Annotated in this window: 25 protein-coding genes and 4 pseudogenes; 27 read left to right on the top strand and 2 right to left on the bottom strand. The window is 32.1% G+C overall.

Annotation, left to right across the window (positions count from 1 at the left end; all coding sequences use genetic code 11):
• The 11 genes and pseudogenes from BCR26_RS18820 to BCR26_RS12955 all read left to right on the top strand — a co-directional run.
• A partial coding sequence (locus tag BCR26_RS18820; protein WP_211272305.1) for an HNH endonuclease occupies positions 1-1,108 on the top strand: 1,108 nt, incomplete at its 5' end.
• Positions 1,109-1,126: 18 nt separating this feature from the next.
• Positions 1,127-1,564 carry an SMI1/KNR4 family protein gene (locus BCR26_RS13000; RefSeq protein ID WP_211272304.1) on the top strand — a complete coding sequence of 146 codons (438 nt, stop codon included), beginning with the start codon at positions 1,127-1,129 and terminating at the stop codon, positions 1,562-1,564.
• A 100-nt stretch (positions 1,565-1,664) separates the two neighbouring features.
• Positions 1,665-2,173, top strand: a pseudogene (locus tag BCR26_RS19245) (immunity protein YezG family protein).
• A gap of 105 nt (positions 2,174-2,278) precedes the next feature.
• On the top strand, positions 2,279-2,680 hold the full coding sequence (locus BCR26_RS12990) for a hypothetical protein (protein ID WP_069699425.1): 402 nt from the start codon (positions 2,279-2,281) through the stop codon (positions 2,678-2,680).
• Positions 2,681-3,670: 990 nt separating this feature from the next.
• A pseudogene (locus tag BCR26_RS12985) lies at positions 3,671-4,184 on the top strand (recombinase family protein).
• Between the two features lie 187 nt (positions 4,185-4,371).
• Positions 4,372-5,283 carry a HamA C-terminal domain-containing protein gene (locus tag BCR26_RS12980; RefSeq protein WP_209591854.1) on the top strand — a complete coding sequence of 304 codons (912 nt, stop codon included), beginning with the start codon at positions 4,372-4,374 and terminating at the stop codon, positions 5,281-5,283.
• Entirely contained in the window at positions 5,280-7,847 is a 2,568-nt protein-coding gene (locus tag BCR26_RS12975; protein WP_069699424.1) for a DEAD/DEAH box helicase, read from the top strand. The genes BCR26_RS12980 and BCR26_RS12975 overlap by 4 nt, the downstream gene beginning before the upstream one ends.
• Before the next feature lie 201 nt (positions 7,848-8,048).
• Positions 8,049-8,708: a hypothetical protein gene (locus BCR26_RS12970; protein WP_069699423.1), complete on the top strand. Its 660-nt coding sequence runs from the start codon at positions 8,049-8,051 to the stop codon at positions 8,706-8,708.
• Positions 8,693-9,412, top strand: a complete 720-nt coding sequence (locus tag BCR26_RS12965) for a helix-turn-helix domain-containing protein (protein WP_069699422.1) — start codon at positions 8,693-8,695, stop codon at positions 9,410-9,412. Before BCR26_RS12970 ends, BCR26_RS12965 begins: the two co-directional genes overlap by 16 nt.
• Before the next feature lie 28 nt (positions 9,413-9,440).
• Positions 9,441-9,869, top strand: coding sequence for a hypothetical protein (locus BCR26_RS12960; protein ID WP_069699421.1), 429 nt, complete (start codon positions 9,441-9,443; stop codon positions 9,867-9,869).
• 153 nt (positions 9,870-10,022) lie between these two features.
• Positions 10,023-11,266: pseudogene (locus BCR26_RS12955) on the top strand (IS256 family transposase).
• Between the two features lie 198 nt (positions 11,267-11,464).
• On the opposite strand, the gene BCR26_RS12950 reads toward BCR26_RS12955, so the two are convergent.
• A complete protein-coding gene (locus BCR26_RS12950; protein WP_069699419.1) occupies positions 11,465-11,716 on the bottom strand; it encodes a hypothetical protein in 252 nt (83 codons plus the stop codon).
• A 236-nt stretch (positions 11,717-11,952) separates the two neighbouring features.
• On the opposite strand from BCR26_RS12950, the gene BCR26_RS12945 reads away from it, so the two are divergent.
• The 16 genes from BCR26_RS12945 to BCR26_RS12870 all read left to right on the top strand — a co-directional run bounded on the left by BCR26_RS12945 (position 11,953) and on the right by BCR26_RS12870 (position 21,476).
• Complete coding sequence (locus BCR26_RS12945) at positions 11,953-12,438, top strand: hypothetical protein (protein WP_069699418.1); 486 nt, start codon at positions 11,953-11,955, stop codon at positions 12,436-12,438.
• Positions 12,439-12,450: 12 nt separating this feature from the next.
• On the top strand, positions 12,451-12,753 hold the full coding sequence (locus BCR26_RS12940; protein ID WP_069699417.1) for a hypothetical protein: 303 nt from the start codon (positions 12,451-12,453) through the stop codon (positions 12,751-12,753).
• Positions 12,754-12,763: 10 nt separating this feature from the next.
• A complete protein-coding gene (locus BCR26_RS12935) occupies positions 12,764-13,441 on the top strand; it encodes a DUF5081 family protein (RefSeq protein WP_069699416.1) in 678 nt (225 codons plus the stop codon).
• Entirely contained in the window at positions 13,431-13,724 is a 294-nt protein-coding gene (locus tag BCR26_RS12930; RefSeq protein WP_069699415.1) for a hypothetical protein, read from the top strand. Before BCR26_RS12935 ends, BCR26_RS12930 begins: the two co-directional genes overlap by 11 nt.
• 100 nt (positions 13,725-13,824) lie before the next feature.
• A complete protein-coding gene (locus tag BCR26_RS12925; protein ID WP_139124951.1) occupies positions 13,825-15,015 on the top strand; it encodes a pre-toxin TG domain-containing protein in 1,191 nt (396 codons plus the stop codon).
• Positions 15,016-15,024: 9 nt separating this feature from the next.
• Positions 15,025-15,528 (top strand): hypothetical protein, encoded by a 504-nt coding sequence (locus tag BCR26_RS12920; RefSeq protein ID WP_069699413.1) that lies wholly within the window; start codon positions 15,025-15,027, stop codon positions 15,526-15,528.
• Positions 15,529-15,878: 350 nt separating this feature from the next.
• Entirely contained in the window at positions 15,879-16,079 is a 201-nt protein-coding gene (locus BCR26_RS18815; protein ID WP_069696978.1) for a hypothetical protein, read from the top strand.
• A gap of 168 nt (positions 16,080-16,247) precedes the next feature.
• Complete coding sequence (locus tag BCR26_RS18110; protein ID WP_209591852.1) at positions 16,248-16,952, top strand: pre-toxin TG domain-containing protein; 705 nt, start codon at positions 16,248-16,250, stop codon at positions 16,950-16,952.
• Between the two features lie 19 nt (positions 16,953-16,971).
• Positions 16,972-17,331, top strand: coding sequence for a hypothetical protein (locus tag BCR26_RS12905; RefSeq protein WP_069699412.1), 360 nt, complete (start codon positions 16,972-16,974; stop codon positions 17,329-17,331).
• A complete protein-coding gene (locus BCR26_RS12900; protein WP_069699411.1) occupies positions 17,324-17,884 on the top strand; it encodes an RNA 2'-phosphotransferase in 561 nt (186 codons plus the stop codon). Before BCR26_RS12905 ends, BCR26_RS12900 begins: the two co-directional genes overlap by 8 nt.
• Before the next feature lie 192 nt (positions 17,885-18,076).
• Positions 18,077-18,709 carry a pre-toxin TG domain-containing protein gene (locus BCR26_RS12895; protein WP_069699410.1) on the top strand — a complete coding sequence of 211 codons (633 nt, stop codon included), beginning with the start codon at positions 18,077-18,079 and terminating at the stop codon, positions 18,707-18,709.
• A gap of 13 nt (positions 18,710-18,722) precedes the next feature.
• Complete coding sequence (locus tag BCR26_RS12890; protein ID WP_069699409.1) at positions 18,723-19,247, top strand: hypothetical protein; 525 nt, start codon at positions 18,723-18,725, stop codon at positions 19,245-19,247.
• Positions 19,248-19,253: 6 nt separating this feature from the next.
• Positions 19,254-19,505, top strand: coding sequence for a hypothetical protein (locus tag BCR26_RS12885; protein ID WP_245341969.1), 252 nt, complete (start codon positions 19,254-19,256; stop codon positions 19,503-19,505).
• Between the two features lie 5 nt (positions 19,506-19,510).
• A complete protein-coding gene (locus BCR26_RS12880) occupies positions 19,511-19,867 on the top strand; it encodes a hypothetical protein (protein WP_069699407.1) in 357 nt (118 codons plus the stop codon).
• 163 nt (positions 19,868-20,030) lie between these two features.
• Positions 20,031-20,408 (top strand): hypothetical protein, encoded by a 378-nt coding sequence (locus BCR26_RS12875; protein ID WP_069699406.1) that lies wholly within the window; start codon positions 20,031-20,033, stop codon positions 20,406-20,408.
• A gap of 306 nt (positions 20,409-20,714) precedes the next feature.
• Positions 20,715-21,476 (top strand): hypothetical protein, encoded by a 762-nt coding sequence (locus BCR26_RS12870; protein WP_069699405.1) that lies wholly within the window; start codon positions 20,715-20,717, stop codon positions 21,474-21,476.
• A gap of 123 nt (positions 21,477-21,599) precedes the next feature.
• Here BCR26_RS12870 and BCR26_RS19240 read toward each other — a convergent pair.
• Positions 21,600-21,898: pseudogene (locus tag BCR26_RS19240) on the bottom strand (hypothetical protein); the annotation flags it as partial.

The raw sequence follows: 21,898 nt of genomic DNA, 5'->3' as shown, positions 1-21,898 counted from the left end.
GCCCTTTGTGAATCAATTTTTCAACCGCCAAAGTATGTTAGGAACCGCTAAAAAGATTGAAATCCTAGAGAAATACCAAGCCTTTGAAAATGCCCACGGCAATGATTTTTCGGAGGTTCAATCCGTGATATCCTCTGTAGGCGAAGGAGTAGCATTTTTAGGAACTGCTGGCAATTTTGCAGGAGGCAAAGAAGGCTATAAAAAGATAGACTTTGCCAACAAAGCATGGTATAAAACATTAAAAGCGTTTAACCAGAGACAACCCAAAATGCGGGAAGAAATTGTCATTAATACAGACGGTGAACGTCCCATTTATGAAGTCTATGTGAATGGCAAGAAAGACACGAAGAAAACCAAAGAATTACAAGAGATGTTTAGGGTTCATAATGTGGAATTATTCAAAGAATATGGACCAGAAATCTTTAAAATTCTGGTAGGATTAGATGATGTAGAAATTATTTTAGATAAAGATTCCACAACTATGCAACGTTCTTCTTCAAGTGTTTTTCTACTGTTGTCTATCTTACCACCAGATAAAGTGAAGGACTTTCTCAAAACAGCGAAGCTATTGGCAAAAGGTGAACATAGCATAGATGCTATCAAATTAAGTGCAAAAGAATGGCAAATATTAAAAGACTTTGAAAAATCAGCAGATACAGTTAAGACGATGGATCGAGGGAAAGATGTTGGGAAAGTTAGTGGGGCTGGAAAATTAAGTGTCGATGATTTAAACAAAGAATTACTTAAAGACAAGCCTAAAAATTCTCGAGATCCTAAAAAATGGTTGGATAAGGGTGGAGAAATTGATATTTTAGATGATGGTATTTGGGTATATACCAATACTAATGGACAATCCGTTAAGTACCCAGGTGGTTTCCCCGATTTTAAAGAAGCTGGCTTTGTGCAACAAGAAGTGAATATTGGAGAATTTACCAATTACGCTAATGATTTTAAAAAGGCAGATATGCTAGCGCCTAATGGTCCTCGAGATGCTGTGAACAATACATGGCACCATCATCAGGACTTAGAAACACTTCAAGAAATAGATAAAGGTCTCCATAAAGAATTTACTCATCAGGGTGGAATGGCATTAAAAAAAAGAAAGTAGGAAATAAAATTGATTAAAATGGAATCATTTAGCGGTGCTACAGAAAACAAAGTAATTAATCTTGAAAAGAAATATGGATTATCTTTGCCTGAAGATTATAAAAAGTTTTTATTGGATTGTAATGGAGGTATTGTTGAGAAAGATAGCTCAAATGAAATATCAGTTGAAGATATCAATGAAAAAATAGTAATAGATGTTCTTTATGGTATTGACACTGCTAATGAGAAGGCCAATATTGATTATTGGATGGATAGTTTATCAGATGATCTATTAGAAAATACAGTAATTATAGGCGATGATTTAATTCAAGGGTTGATTTTAATCATATGTGATGGTGAAAATGAAGGTGTATATTACTGGGATGATTCTTACCATTTTGAAAATTCAGATGATGAAATGAATACTTATTGGATAGCTAATACGTTTACTGAGTTCATTAAAATGTTTGATAAATAAATAGTATTATTGGTTTGGGTCATTTGTTCAGGTGAAAATTTATAAAAGTTGGATATGTTTATTGACAGAATATTTTGAATATGGAGTGAGACTAAAGTTCATGAAAAGTAAGGATTTTTTTGATATTGACCTGCAAGTAGATAGTTTATATAACGAAATAGCAACTTTAATTAATGATATAATTCCAACCAAATGGGATAAATTCTTTTTTCATGGAGAGTTTAAAGAAGCTGGTGGAGGAGAGGTATATTACTTTTATACCTTACCTGGAGACTTAGAAAATATTGCTATTTCATACCAGATGATTTTAAAGTAGATAGAAATATCTATAATGAGCTAATGGAAGAAGTGTTCAGTTTATTGATAAAATTACAAGAAGTATTTAAAACAAATAATCAAGAACTTTGGTGTTCTTTCACTATGGTGGTAGACTCAGAACTGAAAATGCAGGCAAATTTCGATTACATTGATTGGAGTAGTTCTAATTTTGGTCCTACAGATAGAAAAGATTACTTCAAATATAAGTATATTGGGATTGAGTTTAAAGATGATAAAACTAATGAGCTTATGAAACAAATGGAATTGTATGAACAAGAACATGAAAAATAAAAATGTTGAAAAAATAAAATACTTGAACTCTTATACTATCTGTAATTCTAAAATTGAATTTATTGATAATAAGGATGAAATAAGGAGTACCAACATACCAGATTATTGGAAAAAAGCATTCTCTCAAAAAAACTTTTTGATTCGATAAATGCGCTCGAAGAGTCTCTAAAGAAAAAATGGAGCACTGTTGATAAATCAGTTACTAACTTTTACCAAAATATTCACAATGGATTTTATGATTTTACTTGCAAAAGTATGGGATTAGATTCTGCTGATAACATTGAAAGTATGGGAGATTATGAATGGGAGTACAAGGATCAATTAAAATTCGATACTACTTATCTATATAATTTTTTTAGTAATGGAATGGGAGATTATATAGCATTGGATGAAAATAAGCCAATAGAAAACGGATCATTTTTGTGGTCTAAATCAGAACTACCAAAAATGAACTTGAATTTTTGGGATATGATTGATGAGTGGATTATTGTCGGTCTTGACAACTGATTCAGGCACAAAAATTGAAATCAACAGATGCAAATTCTGGCTATAAATGTCAAATTGTATCTGTTTTTATCTTAATAGATTAATGAATTGGAGAAATTAAAGTGGAAATTGAAAAGTTATTTACAATCTGGCCACTACCGACAGAAAAACTTTTAAAAAAAGAAGAAAGATATTAGCGACTTACATTATCTTCTCAGTACAAGAAATTTATTTCTAAATATAACGGTGTAGTACCAATCACTAATATGTTTACTGTCAATCTTCATGAGTATTGTTATAGAAAGATTTCTTTGCATTTTAAAAGATAGTGAAAGCAATAATTTGGGCATGTATGATATAGATGTTGTTTTAACTCATATTTAGGAAAGAGTAACTGACAATGAAGACCTTGTAGGGGTGGAGTTGTTCCAATAGCTAGTTTATTTGGAAGAGACTTTCTTTGCCTAAATTTTAAATACAAAAAACTGAACCTTCAATTGTGGTTTGGAAACATGAGGAATCGCTTGAATTTGAACCATTATATTTTGAAGTTTCCTCTAACTTCGAAAAATTTTTATTATCTATAAAGGAATAGTTATTTCATAGAATAGGATAATTATGTGACAAGTGATTTTTTCTGTAAGAGATACAAAATAATGGAAGTATTTCATTGCATCAGAATGTAATGTCATAAGGCTTCAAGTCTCGTAGATCATTAATGAGTATTTACTGGTAAAAGTTTATTGCAACCTTTTACCAGTTTTTTTGTAAATTTAACCTATACTTTAAGCTGACAGTAAAAAATGCTCACGGTATAATGTTATTAATGTAACCTATAGTTGTAAATTAAAGTGTTGGTCAAGAACTTAATAGTTTTTGACCAACTATTTGTTTATTGATGTGTCAATCTTGATAGATGGTCATTAACTTAGATCAAAAAATAATTAAGATAAAAGGGGGGATTATGGATACGCGAGACTAAGTACGACAGCTCAGTTATTAAGGGAACAGTTGGAACAATAAGAACAAGCTGGTGTGGTCAAAGAAAATATGTATAAAGAAAAATTTACAGGAACTAAAATGAATCGTCCGGAATTTACTAAGCTGCTGTCAGTTTTGAAGGATAATGATATAGTTGTAGTAACGAAGTTGGATCGTTTTGCAAGAAATACTAAAGAAGCATTAGAAGTGATTGAACCGCTGTTAGAGCGAAATATTACAATTAAGGTTCTTAATCTCGGTACCATTGAAAATACAACTATTGGTCGGATGATAATGCGTACAATTTTATCAGTAGCTGAAATGGAGCGTGACATGATTGTAGAGCGCACACAGGAGGGTAATGCATTTTGCTAAGAGAAATAATCCGAACTTCCGAGAAGGATGCCCTAAAGCCAAAATAACAGATGATAAGTTGCATGCCTATGAATTGTTGAAATCTGGGTTGAGTTATAAAGAGGTTTCCAAAAGGACAAGGTTGAGTGTGAGCACGATACAGAGGGGGCGAAGGAAATTAGAAAGTTAAATAATAATGAAGTCATCAAAAGCATATTTGGTTTATCATTTTGATATACTAAAAATATTCTTGTATTTTATAACATAATGTTGTAAAATAAAAAAGGGAACTCTAGTTCTTTTTTTCTGTTTTTCTCCATAAAAGTATTAAATGGTGTATAATTTTAAATATATATTATTTACAATAGGAGAAAATTATGACAATAGAAATTAGTGGATTTTCAAAATCGTTTCTCGAAGTTTTAAAACACAATGGAACATATAGTGTTAATAATGATAACAATAAGCTAGAGCTATTTACCTGTCCGATTAATGCAAATCAATTTGATTATTCTAGAATGACAGATACTTTGTATGAATCTGTTGCTGATTTTTCTATTTCCAGGAAAACCAAAGAAAAATATTCTGGAAAACCAATGACTCTTTCACGAAAAGCGAGAGAGAAGTTTAAAGAGTACAAGAAAAATAAAGGAGAGCTAGGAGAGTTTCTTCTTTTCTGCTTTTTAGAAGGACATCTGAAGGCCCCAAAAATTCTATCAAAGTTAGAATTGAAGACTTCAACAAGCATGTATGTTAATGGTTCTGATGGGATTCATTTTTTGAAACTATTGAATGGTAACTACCAATTAATATTTGGTGAGTCTAAATTGTATACTGATCTGACATCAGGTCTTAGAGACGCATTTAACTCAATTTCTGATTTCGTAAAAGAAGAAAATGATAAGGGTGATGAGAAAAGTGGGATAAATTATGAGAAATCTTTAATATCATCTAATATTTTTAGAGAATCATGGACAGATGATGAAGAAAAATTTCTTGAACAGTTAATTTATCCAACTACTAACATGGAGTATTTTGTAGATGATGCTTTTGGAATTTTTGTGGGATTTGAAATAGATATAGATGATGAGATAAAGAATCTTCCTAATGATAAATTCAGATATGCAATTGAAAAATATATTAATGATTTTGTTTCAAAGAGGATTATCAATATTGAGAATTATATTCAAGAGTATAACTTATTAGGCTATAATTTTCACATTTATTTGTTACCGTTTACAGATATAGACAATTCACGAGAAAAAATATTGGAGAGTTTGATAAAATGACATTGTTAGATAAGTTTATAGATAAAGCTTTGGAAGATCAATATTTGTTTGATATGTTGGAAAAAGTAGAAAAAAATTATGCAAACTACTTCTTTGAAAATCAAGATGCTCTTGAATATTTAACTGACAAAGAGTATTTTGATTTATTGAGATTTTCTGATATTTTATGTCGTTCTGATAATCCTGATGCAAGGAATATCTCGTATAAAATTATCAGTTTACTATATGATCTTTATAAAGAAGATCCATCTTTCAAATTATTTTCATCAAATGTTTTAACTAAATTAGGTAATTTTCCTTCATTAGGAATTGCTGTTGGAAGTACAGAAGTGAACTCGGATGAAATAATGATTGATAGAATTGTAAAAGAAGTTTATCAACAGGCTCCAGATTCAAAATTAGTCTTTACAGACACTCAATATAAACTTTTTGAAAGAATGAAAGATAGTAACCACTTTAGTTTTTCTGGTCCAACCTCTTTTGGAAAATCCTTTATATTTGAATCTTTTGTTAAGTATTTAATTGAAAAAAGAAATGGATCAGACAATATTGTCATTTTAGTTCCAACTAGGGCATTAATTAATCAGGTTTCTTCTAAATTAAAAAAAGTTATTACGAATGAAAAATATAAAATATTTACACACCCAACAGTTCCTTTACTTTATAGAAGAGAGGAAAATAAATTTATTTTTGTGTTTACTCCCGAACGGTTGATAGCATATCTTTCTGAGGTAAGCAATCCAGTAATTAATTATTTGCTAGTGGATGAGGCTCATAAACTTTTATCAGAAACGGATACAAGAGCACCGTTATTCTACCACGCTTTGATGCTTGCAAAAAGAAAAAGTATAAATTTGTATTTTTCTTCACCAAATGTCCCAAATGCAGATATTTTTTTACAATTAGTGGGTAACAGTACCGAAGAAACAATGAGTATCACCGAAACATCTGTATCTCAAAATCGCTTTTTTATTGATTGTATTGAAAATCGCGCATATTTTTTCCCAGAATATGGACATGATGAAACTCTTTTTTATAAAGGCTTTGGGTCAAGTTTGACAGCAAATTTAAATAATGCTTTGGCTATACTAGGTAAACAAAATCAGAATATCATTTATTGTAATACAAAAGAAGATACGATAAATTATGCATTAGAATACTCGAAGTCAAAGCAAAACAAAGAGGATAAAGAGCTCAATAATTTAATTAAATTAATTGAAGAAACTATGCATGAAGAATACTATTTAATTGATTGTTTGAAAAAAGGGATAGCTTACCATTTTGGAGGACTCCCACAACAAATAAGAGAAGTAATTGAAATTCTTTTTCAAAAAAAGGTAATTGATTATATATTCTGTACGTCAACACTTTTAGAAGGAGTAAATTTACCAGCAAAAAATATTTTCATTTTAAGTAATGCTATTGGTCTTTCTAAATTTTCTAAAATTGATTTTTGGAATCTAGCAGGTCGTGCAGGTAGATTAACTAAAGACTTAAGTGGGAATATTATTTGTTTAAGACTTGAAGAAAAGAAAAATAGATGGAATGATCCACAAAAAAATTTAGATATTGTTAGAAATAAAACGATCGACAAGGTCAATTCTATTCTTATGACTAATAAAGGAAAGTTCTATACAAATGTTGGAAATACGATTAAAGATAAACCTTTTACGAGAAGCAAAGTGACTGAAAATGAGAGAAGGATATTGGAGTCTTACGGAAATGTGTTAGCTTATCATTCCATAAGTAAGACAGATTCAGTTTTGAGAAGTAAATTTATTGATAAGAATAGTGAATCTAAAGAAATAATTGATTATATTGGTAAAAATAATTTTGTACCTGAGTCAATTTTAGTACAAAGTTCTTCGATAAAATTAAAGTATCAAAATCGAATTTTATCAGATAATCAAGAAGTTGAAGTACCTTTAACAACGGAATATAGCGACTGTTTGTGCATTTTGAATAGTTTATATGATAATTATGATTGGGAGAAAGAAGAATCTAAAGGACGCACACCATTGGCTAAAAATAAAACAGTCCTGACTTATTATGCAGAATTAATGTATGCTTGGATTAATTCTCAACCATTAAATATAATCATTCAAAGTGCAATTAGCTATTATGATAGGTACAATAGATCAATATATCTTAATTATGGGGAAGAAGTTTTGTTCGATAAATACAATAGACGGCATATTAATCATTTGATTAACAATGTAATGTCTGATGTAGAAAATACTTTAAGATTTAAAATTAAAACATATGTTAAAAATTATATTGATTTAATTAGCTATAAAAATAGTAGGATGGAACTTAATGTTGAAATACCGAAGTGGGATGATTTCCTAGAATATGGAACAACTAACAAAATTATTATAGAGTTGCAAAACATCGGATTTCCTAGACATATTGCGAGTTTCTTGAAGAAAGAATACTTGGATTATTTTGTCATTGAAAACGGCATAATAGTAGATTTTTATGATGAAGAATTACAAATGAAGTTAAAGGAAAGTGATTTTAAGCAAGAGTATAAAGAAATTTGTGAAATATTTGGTTGGGAGTAATTTATTGGATTTGGTAAGTATGACTGTATAAAATTAGGAAAGCTTATTTATGAAGCTTTCCTAATTTTATATGGATTAAACTGCTGGCCCTATAGATAAAGGAAAAAGAACTAATTAAAGCATTTTTAGCTGATTTAGTTACTTCATAAGCTTTATTTATCTTGGTAAGATATATGTACAGAATAAAAAGGGGGAAAACATATGCTTCTTAATAAGCAACTAGAGATTGAGAGGAAAAATAGAGGCATTTCTAAAAAAAGATTAGTACAAATTATAGAGCAAGGGACAGGGCTTACTTTTCAGGTAGATACTATTCGACGGTGGGAATCAGGAATTTCAAGCATTGATCCAAGAGGGGTAGCATTCTTAAGTATACTATATGATATTACAATGGAAGATTTAGTTTCTGAGGATGTAGAGCCAGTTATTGATAATAAAGAAAAATACTACAAACTTGGGAAAGAAATAAGCGAATATTGTTTGGTAGAAAATATAACAGAATTTACTATGAGATATGAAGTTGTTTATAGTAGAGATTGGATTGTGACACCAAAATATGATTTGATTATGCGTTGTTATGAAGATTATTTAAAACGTGATCAAGCTGATTATTTTGCTTGCAAAGCTGCATACGAGGTGTGTAGAGATTGGATGGTTAATATAAAGGAACTAGATTATACTGATGACAGATTATATAACCGAATATATGATGATAGTGCAGGATATTTAGGAATTAGAGAAAAAAGAGACCCTGTAGACTACCTAGATTTATTAGAGGAATTGGAAGCGGTTGTAGATGACATTTCTGGTTATTTAGAATTATTTGAGACTGGAGGGTTTGATAAATGGGAGTATATTTAAAAATAAAAGAAGAAAGAAAAAAGAAGCAAATGACACAAGAACAATTGGCTGAAAAAGTTGGGGTTTCAATAAAGACAATAGCAAAATGGGAAAATGATGCTGCTATGCCTACCTTAGAAAACTGTAAGAAATTAAGATCAGTCTTTGAGATTACGCTAGATTATCTCTTAGAAGATAGTTTTGAATTACAGGATATGTACGATGAGTATGTCAAATTAGGAGAAAAGGTTCTTGAATTAGCGGATGAAGAATATCCTTTAGATTTTATTCAAAATTATTATATTTGTGCTAGAGAGCCTAGCCTGTTAATACCTAAAAAAGTAGCAGATAGTTTTATCAAGAATATAGGTGAGAAAATAAATAATGCCGATTACTTTGACAGTGAAAAAATAAAAATGGTACACCAGAAAATAAAGAACTTTTTATACTTTTGGTATAAATACAATAAAGGAAAGTATTTGCTTTCAAAGAATTTGAAAGCGAAGACTTTATTTATGAATAGTATTTCTTTTACCAGTGAAGAAATAACAAATCAGCTAAAAAATCCAGAGACTCAAACAAAACCCATTTTATTACTACGAAATTTGATGATAAATAGGCTAATAGAAGAATGTAACCTCCTTCAGTACAATATTGATGAGGAAATAGAAGAAGAGTTAGATTATAGTGGGGAAATTATGTGGCCTCTATCTACGTATAACTAGAATAGATTATATGAAAGGAATTATTTTTATGAACATAACAATTGATGGAATTATTGGTGGTGCTTTAGGTTTGATAGGCGTTTTTATCTCTTTAGCATATTCGTCGAAGCTGGATAAACAGAATAAGGAATTTCAGAGGCAGATGGAAGAATCGCGAAGAGAACATGATTTATGGAGTAAAAAGTATAGCACTCTAGTTCAAATGATTAGTTATAGGTATGATGTTAAAAGTGATGAATACTCGGCTGCGATGAATGGTATTACAGCAACTTTTTACGATTCAAAAGAGGTTATGGATGCTGTGAAGAAATTCTATGCTTATTTAGAGAGTGGAACAGTTGACAGTTTACAAGCAAATGAACGAATGGTAAATATATATTCAGCAATGTTTAAGGATTTAAAAATAGATCAAAATGTAGATGAAATTTTTCTGAGCAAAGTGTTCAATGGTAAGTAAATTATACTAAGTATTTGCATGCCCATGCTATTTTATTTAACGAGAGTGTAAAATAAACTGTGTAAGTAGCTAATTCTAAATAAGCTGCTTATACAGTTTTTCTTTTTGTGTAAAGGAAATTCAGATAAACTATAAATGAATGGATGCGAGAATATGGCAAGACAGAAAAGAGATCCTAAAACTGTTGAATTAGCGAAAACCATTCTAGAAAGCTACAATTCTGAAAATGTTGGTGACATACAAGAGGCTCTAAAAGATATTTTTGGTCCCCTGTTTGAACAAATGCTTCAAGGTGAAATGACCCATCATTTAGGCTATGATAGTCACTAAAAACAAGAGAAAGAAACAAACAATCGAAGAAATGGATTCGGCTCTAAGAAAGTAAAAACAAGCTTTGGAGAAGTCCCTATTGATGTACCTAGAGACAGAGAAGCCACATTTGAACCAGAACTTATCAAAAAACGCGAGCGTGATGTTTCGGCTATTGAATCAAAGGTTTTATCCATGTATGCCAGAGGCATGTCTCAAAGAGATATTGCTCATACCATTGATGATATTTATGGATTCTCCATTTCTCACGAAATGATTTCTACAATCACTGATTCTGTTCTTCCAGAACTGGAGGAATGGCAAAATCACCCTTTAGCGAAGTGCTATGCCTTTGTCTTTGTGGATTGTATGTATGTGACGTTGAGAGAAAATTATGAAGTGAAAGAATACGCTGTCTATACGATTCTTGGGTATGATTTAAAAGGTAAAAAAGATATTTTAGGGTTGTGGCTGAATGAAACCGAGAGTAAAAACCGTTGGATGCAGATTTTTGATGAATTGAAATCTCGCGGTGTACAGGATGTTTTCTTTATGTCTATGGATGGTGTTTCTGGTCTTGAAGATGGCGCAAAAGCCATTTTTCCAAAGGTGATCGTTCAGCGCTGTATCGTCCATTTAGTGCGCAATGCGCTCCGATATGTTCCTTATAAAGATTACAAGGAATTTTATCGAGACATGAAACAGTTTTATGGTGCGCCTTCGTTAAAAGCTTGTCAGAGTGCTTTTGATGCCTTTCAAAAACGTTGGTCTCACTACTCTGGTGCAGTAGAGGTTTGGAAACGGAATTTTTCTCATGTGGAACAAGTTTATGATTATGGAAGCGCAGTGCGTAAAATGATGTACACAACAAATGCCGTTGCAAGTATTCATTCCAGCTTTAGAAAAGTAACTAAAAAAGGCGCATTTCCAAATGAAACCGCCCTTTTAAAGCTTCTTTATCAAAGAGTAACAGAATTGGAAAAGAAATGGAAAGCTGGGTTTATTCCTAATTGGCCGATGGTATTAAATTAATGGCTAATGAACAGTTTTCAGAGCGCATCAACACCTATAGCTTATATATTTCCTAGTCACTGTGGCATCAAAAAAAGAACATCAAATTTTCCTTTTTGGTAAGGTTTCTTTCTTATACCCTTTTAGCCGAAGGTTATTTAGGAATGGTCTAATGTTCTTTTTCGTTCTTATATTTGTCAGTTACACACTTTACTTGACAAACCCTTTGATAGAGATATTTCTAAATAATGCGTGTGTGTTTACAATTCTCCTCTCTAAGCCATTCTAGCTAAAATTTCCTCCGTCTCCTTCAAAACCTCCTCAAAATCCCCAGAAAAAACCTGATACAACTGCTGACAAGAGTAATACCGCATCCGCATATCCTTCTTATTCCTCGTAACCTTCCCATCAAAAAACTCATCCAAATAAACTAGCGACTTTTGCCAAGATCGAAGCTGGACCAACTCACTTCGCACATCCAAAATATCCTGATAAGGTACCTCCTTCAAATTCCATTCTTTACTCATCACTACACAACCATTCCTATTTTTTCGTAAAAACCAACAGGAAAATAAAAAACAATCAGACCTATCTGTGCCTCATCGTGTGCAATAGTTCGTCAAAGAACGCATGGAGTTGACTAGATAATATTTTTTGAATATTATCACATATTTATACCAAAAGGGAATCTTTTGATAATCCTCTAATTCACTTTATTTATTATGATAAAATAGTTATGTTGAAAATAATAAAGGAGGTAGACATGTTTCTAACTGCAGAATATAAACAAAAACGAGACAATTATAAAACCTTGAAACAGGGGCTTTCGACAACGTTAACACAGCACACGTCCTATATAGAACAAGCGACTGAGGTCATCAGTCAAGCTCAAAATCAGTTTGGCCAGCTATCCGATGCTTCTGGTACCCCCAATCAAGATACTATTACTAAAATAGATAAGCTTATGGAGAAAGTAACTACTTTTTCAAAAAAGCTCAGTGACCGAAATGAGAATTTAGCTACTGCTGAAGTTAGAGCCGCACAAAAATATCAAGAATATCATGAGCTATATCTGGCTGAAAAGCAACGAGAAGAGGCGTATCATGCGGAACAAGCACGATTGGCAGCGGAGAGTTTGAGAAGGGAACAGGAAAGACGATCAAATCCTGATTTTTCACGCTCAAATTCTGGTGCATCAGGAGATGATTTTTTCACACAGCACAAGCAACGATCAAATCCTTTTGGATAGGAGGAAAAAAGAATGGATGCATTACATATTGAAGCAAGTGGGTTATCTGAAGTTGTGCAACTGGCGTCTTCTGCTGAAAGACAATTAACAAGCTCATTAGAACAAGCGAAAAAATTAGTGCCATCCTCTAGTGATTATGGTCAAACTTGGACGGGAGAAGCTAAAGATAGCTATTTGATGTATTTGAGTATTGTCTCCCAATACCACGGAGAGTTAGCTAAAAGTCTAAAACTCTATAAAAAAGCAGTAAAAAATTTACAAACAGATTGTAGTACATTTGATTCCAGCGAGATGAGTGAGATAAGAAGTGTTTAGGAGGAAACGGATGACAACTTTTTCAGAGGAAGAATTACTGGTATTAGCGAATATGGTGGGGCATCAAGAATTATTTGGTGTACCCCAATTGCCTTTCTATCGTTTAAATGAAAGTACTTTTATTCCGAAGGGGATTTATGGACTACAGGAAAAAGGCTTGTTAGATGCGGAAAAGCATTTAACAAAGAAAGGCTTTTTAGTGGCTTCATTGATTGAAAAATATGGCGATTCAGACACCTATCTTTGTTTGGATAGCATCTATTATGTTGCCCCTTTAGAGCAATCAATCATATTAAAAAAACAAGAACAAGGCTTTCAGTTAACGATTCAGGAACCAGAAGCTTTATTAGGCCAATGGTTGACAGAATACACGATTCTTAGACGAGAAGGCAAACCAGAGGAACAAGAATTTCGAACCAGACGTGCAAAGCTTTCGTTGGCGGAACTAAAAGAACAAGGGGGTGAAGCCGCATTAGTTGTCGGGCAGTTAACCCGAAAAGAAACGGCTATTGAAAGAAAGGAATATGGGTTTCTTTTATCTGAAGACCTGTTGTATCGCCTTGAAGAAAAGCAAGTGAAAAGAGTAAGTCAATATTGGCTGAATAAATGGTTGGTGGATCATTTAGGTATTTTTTATGAAAAACCAGAAGAACCAGTACAAGAGAGGATGAATTGGTTTGGCAGATAAAATAGTTGTAAACCCAACAGAGTTAACCAGCATTACAAGCTCAATTCAGTCCATTATTCAAGAGTTAGTAGCAGTTTCTGATACATTGACCAGCATTCAAGGGGCGTCCTACTATTTAGAAGGAGAGGCTAAAGGACAAGTCGGTATGTTTGGTGTCACTAGCGCAAGAATGGATGAATTGATTTCTCATTATGAGCGTCTTTCTTCGTATGTTGTTTTTGCTTCAGAAACAATCGTAGAAGTAGATCAGTCTATTTCCAGAAGTGTTGATGAGAAAAAATAGTTTTAAACCAATTGAAAAGAATAACTAAAGGAGAGGTGACCTGAAGGATGTAAAGTATCAATCAAGCGATTGGTTATCGTTGGTACAAGGCGTAGAATTAATGGCGAACGCTACGGTATTTGAATGTTTTCAACAGGCTGATTTACTCAGTCAACAAGCAGAAACCCTTTGCGAAAGCTATGACTCGGATCGAGCGATAGACATTGAAACCGCAAAAAATCCCGCGTATAATGAACTAGAAACGAGATGGCACCAACTGCAACGAGCGATGCAACCTATTCCAGATACCTTATCTGCTGGAGTGGATCATCCATTTGATATGGCGATGGATGAATTCATGGAAAAGCTTAGTAATATGAATATTATGGGCTATACAACGATGGCCCGAGGCGCTTATTCCAATGGCATGAATGCTGCAGGAGTCTCAAAATACAAAATGAAAGTCGGGCTAGGAGATATTCTAGGCAGTAGCTCTCCTTTAACTGATTATTTACAGGTGGAGTACGAAGAGATGCGCCAGAAAGTCGGTGATGTTTCCTTTGAAGAGTATCAAAAGATGGCTTTTGCGGATACTTCCTTTGATTATTATTCCAAATCAGAGCAGATTACAGGCTTAGCCGTCACAATTATAGTAAACGGAACAGCTCTAGCAGTAGGAGCGATGTTGCCAGTCCCCATAATGATTGCGCTAGGATTAGCTGGTGGCGTGAAAAATGGGTATGATACTCTTTCCGGAAAAGACCTGATTACTGGTAAAGAATTAAGCCAAGGCGATCGTATTTTACGAGGGTTAGCTGGGATTGCGGATATAGGCTTAGCAGCTTACGGAACCTATAAAGGAATCAAAGCAATGAAAGGAACAAAGGGTGTCGTTCCGAAAGTAGAAGTGGATGGGTTTCACGGGAAATCGGTTAAGGTTGAGAAAACCAGTGGGGCTAAAGCACCTAAAGTTGAAATTAAAAATCCATTGAGTAAAAAAAATCAGTCTCATATAAATAAACATAATATGGATTCTCTTAAGAATCAGTCACAGTATTTAACCGAAAGCCAATTGGCTGAAAAATTAGAAGGAAACAGTTTTTTTAACCCTAATTGGACTGTGGAGGATATAAACAAATATACTGAGATTGCTTATAATGATTTATTATCTAAAGGAAAGAAAGGGGATACTTTTCTTTATAAGATAAATGGGGAAGAAATTAGTATTTATATAAACCCTGATGGAGGATTTGGAACAGCGTACGGAAAGTATCAATATACTTTAGAGCAATTCAAAAATTTTATGAAATAGGGTGGAAAAATGTTTGAAATAAAGTTTAAGATATTTGAGAATGATGAATCAGATAATTTCATTGGAGAATATGGATATTTTAGCTTTGTTATTGATGATGAAAGCTACGGAATTATTCTTGAAGAAGAAATAGATGACTTTTCTGTATCCATATATGATTGGTTTACTAGTTTTCTAAAATCTCTAGAAATCTTAAAAAAAGAAAACTATGTTTTGATTAATGATATTGAATCTTTTAATACATGGATTGAACTATGCAGAGATAAAGAAATTGTATCAATTAGTAAAGTTTCAGGCGATAAAGTGGGACAAGGTGGATTGGTACGTAAAGAAAAGCTTTCTGATGCAGATTACAAATTTTGGAAAGATAAAAAGGCTGTATTTTCAGATTTTAGAATAGAAATTTTAGAAAAATCAGAAAAATATCTAACAGATTTAGTTAAATTAAATTCTTCAAAGAATAGTAATGTTCTAGAATTAAGCGATTTAATCACAAAATTGAAATCTTTTTAAAACTTTTAATTAAATAAAAAAAGGCACCTCACTATCTGATTGGCGTCGGATAGTAAAGCCTTGAATAGTAAGAATAGTAAGCATGACCTCATTAATCAAGTTGCCAATAGCTAACAAAAGCTAGCTGTGTTTAGTGTGCAGAAAATCAAAGGGTTTTTCTAGTCTTTTCGAATGTTTATTTGAAGTACAATCAGCTACATTGTATAAACTATTGTGAAAGGTATTAGTGAGGCAACAATCACTGATACCGTTTTTTCATGTAATAAAAATTGAAGGAGTGAAACAAATGATTTAAACAGAAAATAAGCAACCAATCAAAGAAATTAGTCACCAAGATATTTATGCACTGTATGATGCATGGGAACAACTTCAATCGTGGCAAGAAGTTTTACCTGTATTGGAAAAATATTTCGAAGATAAAAATAGACCAGTTAACAAACAACAACTCGCCAGAAAATACTATTGAAAGTATTCAAGAACAATTAGAAACAGAATTTACTGAAAATAAATTTTTTGAGGATGTAATCATTAATTTATCGAAAACTGAATAAGGGATTTCTAGTTAAATAGAAGAGGAATTTTCCTATCCTAGTTAGTGCTGGACAGGAAAGTCTTTGATATTCAGTTAGAATGAAAATACTTGTTCTATCTTATTGTACGAACATTCAAAAGGCTTTTTAGTTTTTTGAATGTCTATTTGATTAGGAAATGTAAAGTTATTGTTAATAATCATAGTAAACGGAACAGCTCTAGCAGTAGGAGCGATGTTGCCAGTCCCCATAATGATTGCGCTAGGATTAGCTGGTGGCTTGAAAAATGGGTATGATGCTCTTTCAGGAAAAGACTTGATTACAGGCAGAGAGATAAGCCAAGGCGATCGGATTTTACGAGGGTTAGCTGGGATTGCGGATATAGGCTTAGCAGCCTACGGAACCTATAAAGGGATCAAAGCAATGAAAGGAACAAAGGGTGTTGTTCCGAAAGTAGAAGTGGATGGGTTTCACGGGAAAACGGTTAAGGTTGAGAAAGCCAGTGGACTTGGAAAGAATATTGAAAATGTTAACCCTTCGGGAATTAGGTTCAGTCAAACTTCTGTAAATGGTTCAGATGAAATTATTGCTAGTATGAAAGCTAATGGTTGGAAAGGTGACCCAATTGATGTTGTGAGAATGCCTGATGGTAGTTTAACGACTCTTGATAATACAAGAGTGGTAGCAGCTAGAGAGGTTGGGATAGACGTTCAAGCAAATGTTAGAAGCTATGATACACCTTTGTCTGATCAATCCATAATAGATAGATTTACAACAAAAAAAGGGGTTCCAAAAACCTGGGGAGAAACTATAGAGCTAAGGGGTGGAAAACAGAAAGCTGATTTTAGAAATAACAATCCAATGGGGTCGTTTGATTTAGAAAAAATGAAATAGAAAGAATGTGTTAATAGTTATGAAGAAATTTTATATTGAAGAAGACGTATTTATATATCCGGAAGCCTATAATAAATTAATTGAATTAAACTTGGTAGACTTTGATGTGTGGTATTTAATTGAGTCAGGTCAAGCAACTAGAAGATACCATGATTTGAAAGAAAGGTATCCCAATAGAAAGTTAATTCCCTTTGCAAGAAGGGATGATAATGATGATATAGCTTGTTTTGAAGTTGGAAAAGAAAATAGAGTTCAATTAATTCATGATTTCACTACAGAAGGTTTTGAACAAAGAGGCGAATTTGTAGATTTATGGGATTGGGTAGAGTTTGCTGTAAAAGATATGGTTGATTACAATCGGAGTGAAGAAAGTGAGTAACAAAGTAAATTATACAAAATTGAGTAAAGAAGTTTCTTATGCATTGCGTCATGCTCCGTGGGAATATGAGTTAGAATTAGATAAAAATGGTTGGGTACCAATTGCCCAATTATTACAAGCATTTCATGAGACTGCTGATTGGCAAAATATAGAACTTGACGATTTAAAAGTAATGATTGAGAAATCAGAAAAAAAGAGGCATGAAATCAAAGAGAATAGTATTCGAGCAGTATATGGACACTCTGTTCCGATGAAAATTATAAAAGAAGAAGCTATTCCTCCCAAATTTCTGTATCATGGAACTGCACATAACTTTTTATCTGAAATTGAAAAAAATGGTTTATCTCCAATGTCTCGACAATATGTCCATTTATCAGAAGATATAGAAACAGCTAATTTAGTAGGGAAAAGAAAAGATAAAACTCCGATTATTTTAGCTATTAATACAGAAAATGCTAGAGAAAAAGGAGTAAAGTTTTATTTAGGAAATGAAAAGGTTTGGCTAGCAGATAGCATTCCATCAGAATTTATAGAAGTTTTTAAGCAAAAATAAAAAGGCATTTTCCTATCCTAGTTAGTGCTGGATAGGAAAATCTTTGATATTCAGCTAGAATGCAAATACTAGTTCTATTTATTATACGAACATTTAAAGGACTTTTTAGTTTTTTGAATGTTTATTTGATTAGGAAATGTAAAGTGATTGTGAGCAATTATAGTAAACGGAACAGCTCTAGCAGTAGGAGCGATGTTGCCAGTCCCAATAATGATTGCGCTAGGATTGACCGGTGGCGTGAAAAATGGGTATGATGCTCTTTCCGGAAAAGACCTGATTACAGGCAGAGAGTTAAGCCAAGGGGATCGTATTTTACGAGGGTTAGCTGGGATTGCGGATATAGGCTTAGCAGCTTACGGAACCTATAAAGGAATCAAAGCAATGAAAGGAACAAAGGGTGTCGTTCCGAAAGTAGAAGTGGATGGGTTTCACGGGAAAATGGTTAAGGTGGAGAAAGTTGGAGGGTCTAAAATACCTGATGTTGAAATTAAAACTCCACTGTCAAAAAGAAATATTAAGCATATACAAACTAGACATAATGTTGATTCAATAAAATATCAAGCAGAATATCTATCTGATGCTCAACTGGCTGAAAAATTAAAAGATCAAACTTTCTTCAATTCTAAATGGACTGCGGATACCATAACTAAATTTTCAGAAATAGCTTATAATGATTTACTAAGCCAAGGGAAAAAAGGTGGTTTGTTTGAATATTCAATAAGTGGAGAAAAATTAAATGTCTATATTCATAATGATGGAACATTTGGAAGTGTTTATGGTAGTTATACATACTCTGTGCAAGATATAAGAAAGTTCATGAAGTAGAGGAGATATTGAAATGTTTAAAATAAGATATAAAATTTTTGATGATTTAGAAGATGAACTTGAAGGAAATGAATTTTATGGAGAAAATGGCTATTTTCAGCTGATAGTAGGACAATATGAATATGGTGTTTATCTTGATAAAGAATTGGATAGTTTATCAGTGTCTATTTATTGGTGGATGAGATATTTGATAGAAGCCACCTTGAAGTTGAAAGAAAAAAATATAATATATGTTAGTGATATTGAGACACCTAAGATATGGATTGAATTAAAAAAGAAAAATAATGCTAACATGACTATTAGTAAAATAGAATCTCCTAAATTAGATGGTTTTTCGGTGATTGAATCAGAGAGTAGAATTGAAAGTAAAAAAGTTGATTGGGGCGAAGAAATCGACTTGGAAAAATATAAACGGGAATTGATTAGAATATCTGAAAAATATTTGAATAATTTGTATAGTTTGAATAGTAAAAAAAATATTTACATTGAAGAATTAGAAAAATTATTAAAGCAACTAAAAAATCAAGAGAAAATTTAAATGTTTTTGAGTGCAATATCGAAAAAGGCACTTTACTATACAAGAACTCCAGGGGCACCTGTTGAACAAGGTAACACATGGGTTGTTCAAAGAACAGTACCTGGTAATGGAGGGAACAAGCCACAGACTTTCTTTAAGATAGGTGATAATGAGTGTGTAGACGGGCATAAATGGTATGATGCAATAAATGCAAGAAAGGCGGGAGATGCTACTCCTGAACAAATAAGAATTTTAGACAATGGTCACTGGAAGGAATGAATTAAATGATAGATAGTAAATTTTATGAAGGTTTTGAAGGGGAAGCAGAACTTTGTTTTGTTGCTGGCGATAATAAACTTGTCATCTGGAATGGGCATTTTGAGACTATTTTAGATAACTTGTTAGATTGTAATGTGGACAGAAAAGGAATTGTGAAAGAATACTTTAGTCATGAAGGATGGTATGATGATTCACCGTGGCTGATAGAAGATATTACTCTTACTATTAATCAGCTAAAAGGTTTTGATATTAATAAAATGAATCAAAATTCAATGAAAGATGATTTAGAAGAAGTAGTTAAAACGATTATTTCATTTTTGGAAAAAAATTATTTGAGTAAAATCTATATTGAGTACGAATAATCACAAAAAAACTTTGTCACGAGACTGATAATCAAGTGATAAAGCTTTGACTAGTAAAGTGTAATTCGCTAATCAAGTTACCAACAACTAATTATGAATTTCCGCATAGACATCAGTGGGATTGGAATAAAAGACCACCTAGACAAAAAGGAGAATGGTAAAAATGAATATGGGACATGACTATGAAATAAAAAGCTATTTTGTAAATTTTGAAAATCAGGATATAGTTATTAATATTTCTGACAACGATAAAGAAAAACAAATTATATTCCATAACTTTTTATGTTACAAATTTTATGATGAAATGCCTTACAGTATTATTTTAGATTTAGAAGAAAGAGCTTTAGATAAATTTTTTACTGAAAATAAAAAGCTATTGATTCAAGGGATAAAAAGTGTATGGCCAATGAGGTATAATTCACTGGAAGAGCTGGAAGAAGAAATAAGAAAAGAGCATTTAACCTACCAAGTTTTATATTCTTCATATGGAATGAATGGATGGGTTTTAGCCGAGCGAGTAGAAGTTATTGATGTTATGTAACTTTTAATAACAGTTCTGCCATTAAAAATAGAACAGAATTTAAATAGAAAAACCAGAAGTCTTATATTAACAAGATTTCTGGTTTTTACATAAATAGTGCTAAATATTCATAGTTATATAGATACGATGATGAGAGTGCAAAAGTGTGTCACCAACTACCTGAGATTTTCGCTTGCTGAGCAGTGGATAAGGTAATGGATAGGTAAATTGAAAGGATAGTCCTGAGAAAATAGAATGCTTATAAAAAAATAAATATAGATATTTTTTCTTATTCTTGGTATGATTAGGCAAAAAGGAGAATTAAAATTGATTGAACCTATCTTAACTGCAATTAGCGCAATCATAACTTTAGTTACAACAATTTTAGGCATTTTTGAAGAAAAGAAATCTATAGAAAAGAAAGAAAAATCAATAAATGATCAAGATCAAAATTTTAACAATATAACAACGCAAGGTAATAATTCGGCTATAAATATTAATGCAACTCAAATTCAACAATCAGTAGTTGTAAAAAATCATCAAGAATATAAAATAAAAGATGAGAAATTTAAAGAGAACCTTACAAGATTAAAAGGGTATAATAAATTCTTTTTAATAATGTTTCCAGTAGTGATGTTTGTTTTAGCTTATTTTAAGAAAATTGAATCAATTAATTACGCTATTCGTATTAGTATAATTGTTGTTTGCTCATATTCAATTTCACTTTATTTGAGATATGTATATCAAAGATATGTAAGAAAAATAAAAAATAGAGGTCATGAGGAAGATATTCTAAGTAAAATAATAAGAGGGGTTGAATTCTTTTTATTTCCTTTGGTTATTTTTTTGATATCTGTAATAAATATAGGAGGCTCTATACTCCAAAGTTCTGCAAAGACAAGCAATTTGGATTCTATTTATATTTTCATAGTTGTGTATTTAATTTCAGCTTATGTGGAATCTTTAATATTTCAATTTGTAGTAGGTAATAATATTTGGAAAATTTCATTTTTTATAAAAAGAATGCTTGTGGTCGTATTACTATTATTTTTTTTAATGTTGCTTCAACTACTAATACAGGATCTTTGATATGTAATTTTACCTTAACATCTCCACATAGGCATCAGTGGGATTGTAATAAAAGCCCGTCTAGACAAAAAGGAGAAGTGTATGTATGAACAATGTGCATGATTATACGTCGGCCCACAATTTTTACAAATATCTGGACAAGGGGATAGTGTTGCATGGATGACTAAGGTATTTTTTGATATCATTTATCATGAGCATATTGTCCTCTCTGTTTGGTTGTTTTGGTGAATTAATCATACAAGAGAATGGTATGTTTTTTTTAACTAAAAATGAAAATAGGAGAGTGGGACAATAAACTACTATTTATAGAAAACAGAGACGATTTTGACTATTATTATCAAAATCGTCTCTGTTTTTTCTTTTGAAAGAGCTTTTCGCTCCATATGTTTTCCTAATTTTCTTAAATTTAGTGCCATAAGCGC

The organism is Enterococcus rivorum, assembly GCF_001742285.1.
In the GTDB taxonomy this organism is placed as follows: Bacteria; Bacillota; Bacilli; order Lactobacillales; family Enterococcaceae; genus Enterococcus_L; species Enterococcus_L rivorum.
Note: the sequence above shows the minus strand (reverse complement) of the source record. Positions and strands in the feature narration are given on the sequence as shown.

Bases quoted from the DNA above. Each gene is read 5' to 3' on its own strand.
- BCR26_RS13000 (WP_211272304.1), top strand. From the start codon at position 1,127: ATGGAATCATTTAGCGGTGCTACAGAAAACAAAGTAATTAATCTTGAA.
- BCR26_RS12980 (WP_209591854.1), top strand. From the start codon at position 4,372: ATGACAATAGAAATTAGTGGATTTTCAAAATCGTTTCTCGAAGTTTTA.
- BCR26_RS12975 (WP_069699424.1), top strand. From the start codon at position 5,280: ATGACATTGTTAGATAAGTTTATAGATAAAGCTTTGGAAGATCAATAT.
- BCR26_RS12970 (WP_069699423.1), top strand. From the start codon at position 8,049: ATGCTTCTTAATAAGCAACTAGAGATTGAGAGGAAAAATAGAGGCATT.
- BCR26_RS12965 (WP_069699422.1), top strand. From the start codon at position 8,693: ATGGGAGTATATTTAAAAATAAAAGAAGAAAGAAAAAAGAAGCAAATG.
- BCR26_RS12960 (WP_069699421.1), top strand. From the start codon at position 9,441: ATGAACATAACAATTGATGGAATTATTGGTGGTGCTTTAGGTTTGATA.
- BCR26_RS12950 (WP_069699419.1), bottom strand. From the start codon at position 11,716: ATGAGTAAAGAATGGAATTTGAAGGAGGTACCTTATCAGGATATTTTG.
- BCR26_RS12945 (WP_069699418.1), top strand. From the start codon at position 11,953: ATGTTTCTAACTGCAGAATATAAACAAAAACGAGACAATTATAAAACC.
- BCR26_RS12940 (WP_069699417.1), top strand. From the start codon at position 12,451: ATGGATGCATTACATATTGAAGCAAGTGGGTTATCTGAAGTTGTGCAA.
- BCR26_RS12935 (WP_069699416.1), top strand. From the start codon at position 12,764: ATGACAACTTTTTCAGAGGAAGAATTACTGGTATTAGCGAATATGGTG.
- BCR26_RS12925 (WP_139124951.1), top strand. From the start codon at position 13,825: ATGGCGAACGCTACGGTATTTGAATGTTTTCAACAGGCTGATTTACTC.
- BCR26_RS12920 (WP_069699413.1), top strand. From the start codon at position 15,025: ATGTTTGAAATAAAGTTTAAGATATTTGAGAATGATGAATCAGATAAT.
- BCR26_RS18815 (WP_069696978.1), top strand. From the start codon at position 15,879: ATGATGCATGGGAACAACTTCAATCGTGGCAAGAAGTTTTACCTGTAT.
- BCR26_RS12905 (WP_069699412.1), top strand. From the start codon at position 16,972: ATGAAGAAATTTTATATTGAAGAAGACGTATTTATATATCCGGAAGCC.
- BCR26_RS12895 (WP_069699410.1), top strand. From the start codon at position 18,077: ATGTTGCCAGTCCCAATAATGATTGCGCTAGGATTGACCGGTGGCGTG.
- BCR26_RS12890 (WP_069699409.1), top strand. From the start codon at position 18,723: ATGTTTAAAATAAGATATAAAATTTTTGATGATTTAGAAGATGAACTT.
- BCR26_RS12880 (WP_069699407.1), top strand. From the start codon at position 19,511: ATGATAGATAGTAAATTTTATGAAGGTTTTGAAGGGGAAGCAGAACTT.
- BCR26_RS12875 (WP_069699406.1), top strand. From the start codon at position 20,031: ATGAATATGGGACATGACTATGAAATAAAAAGCTATTTTGTAAATTTT.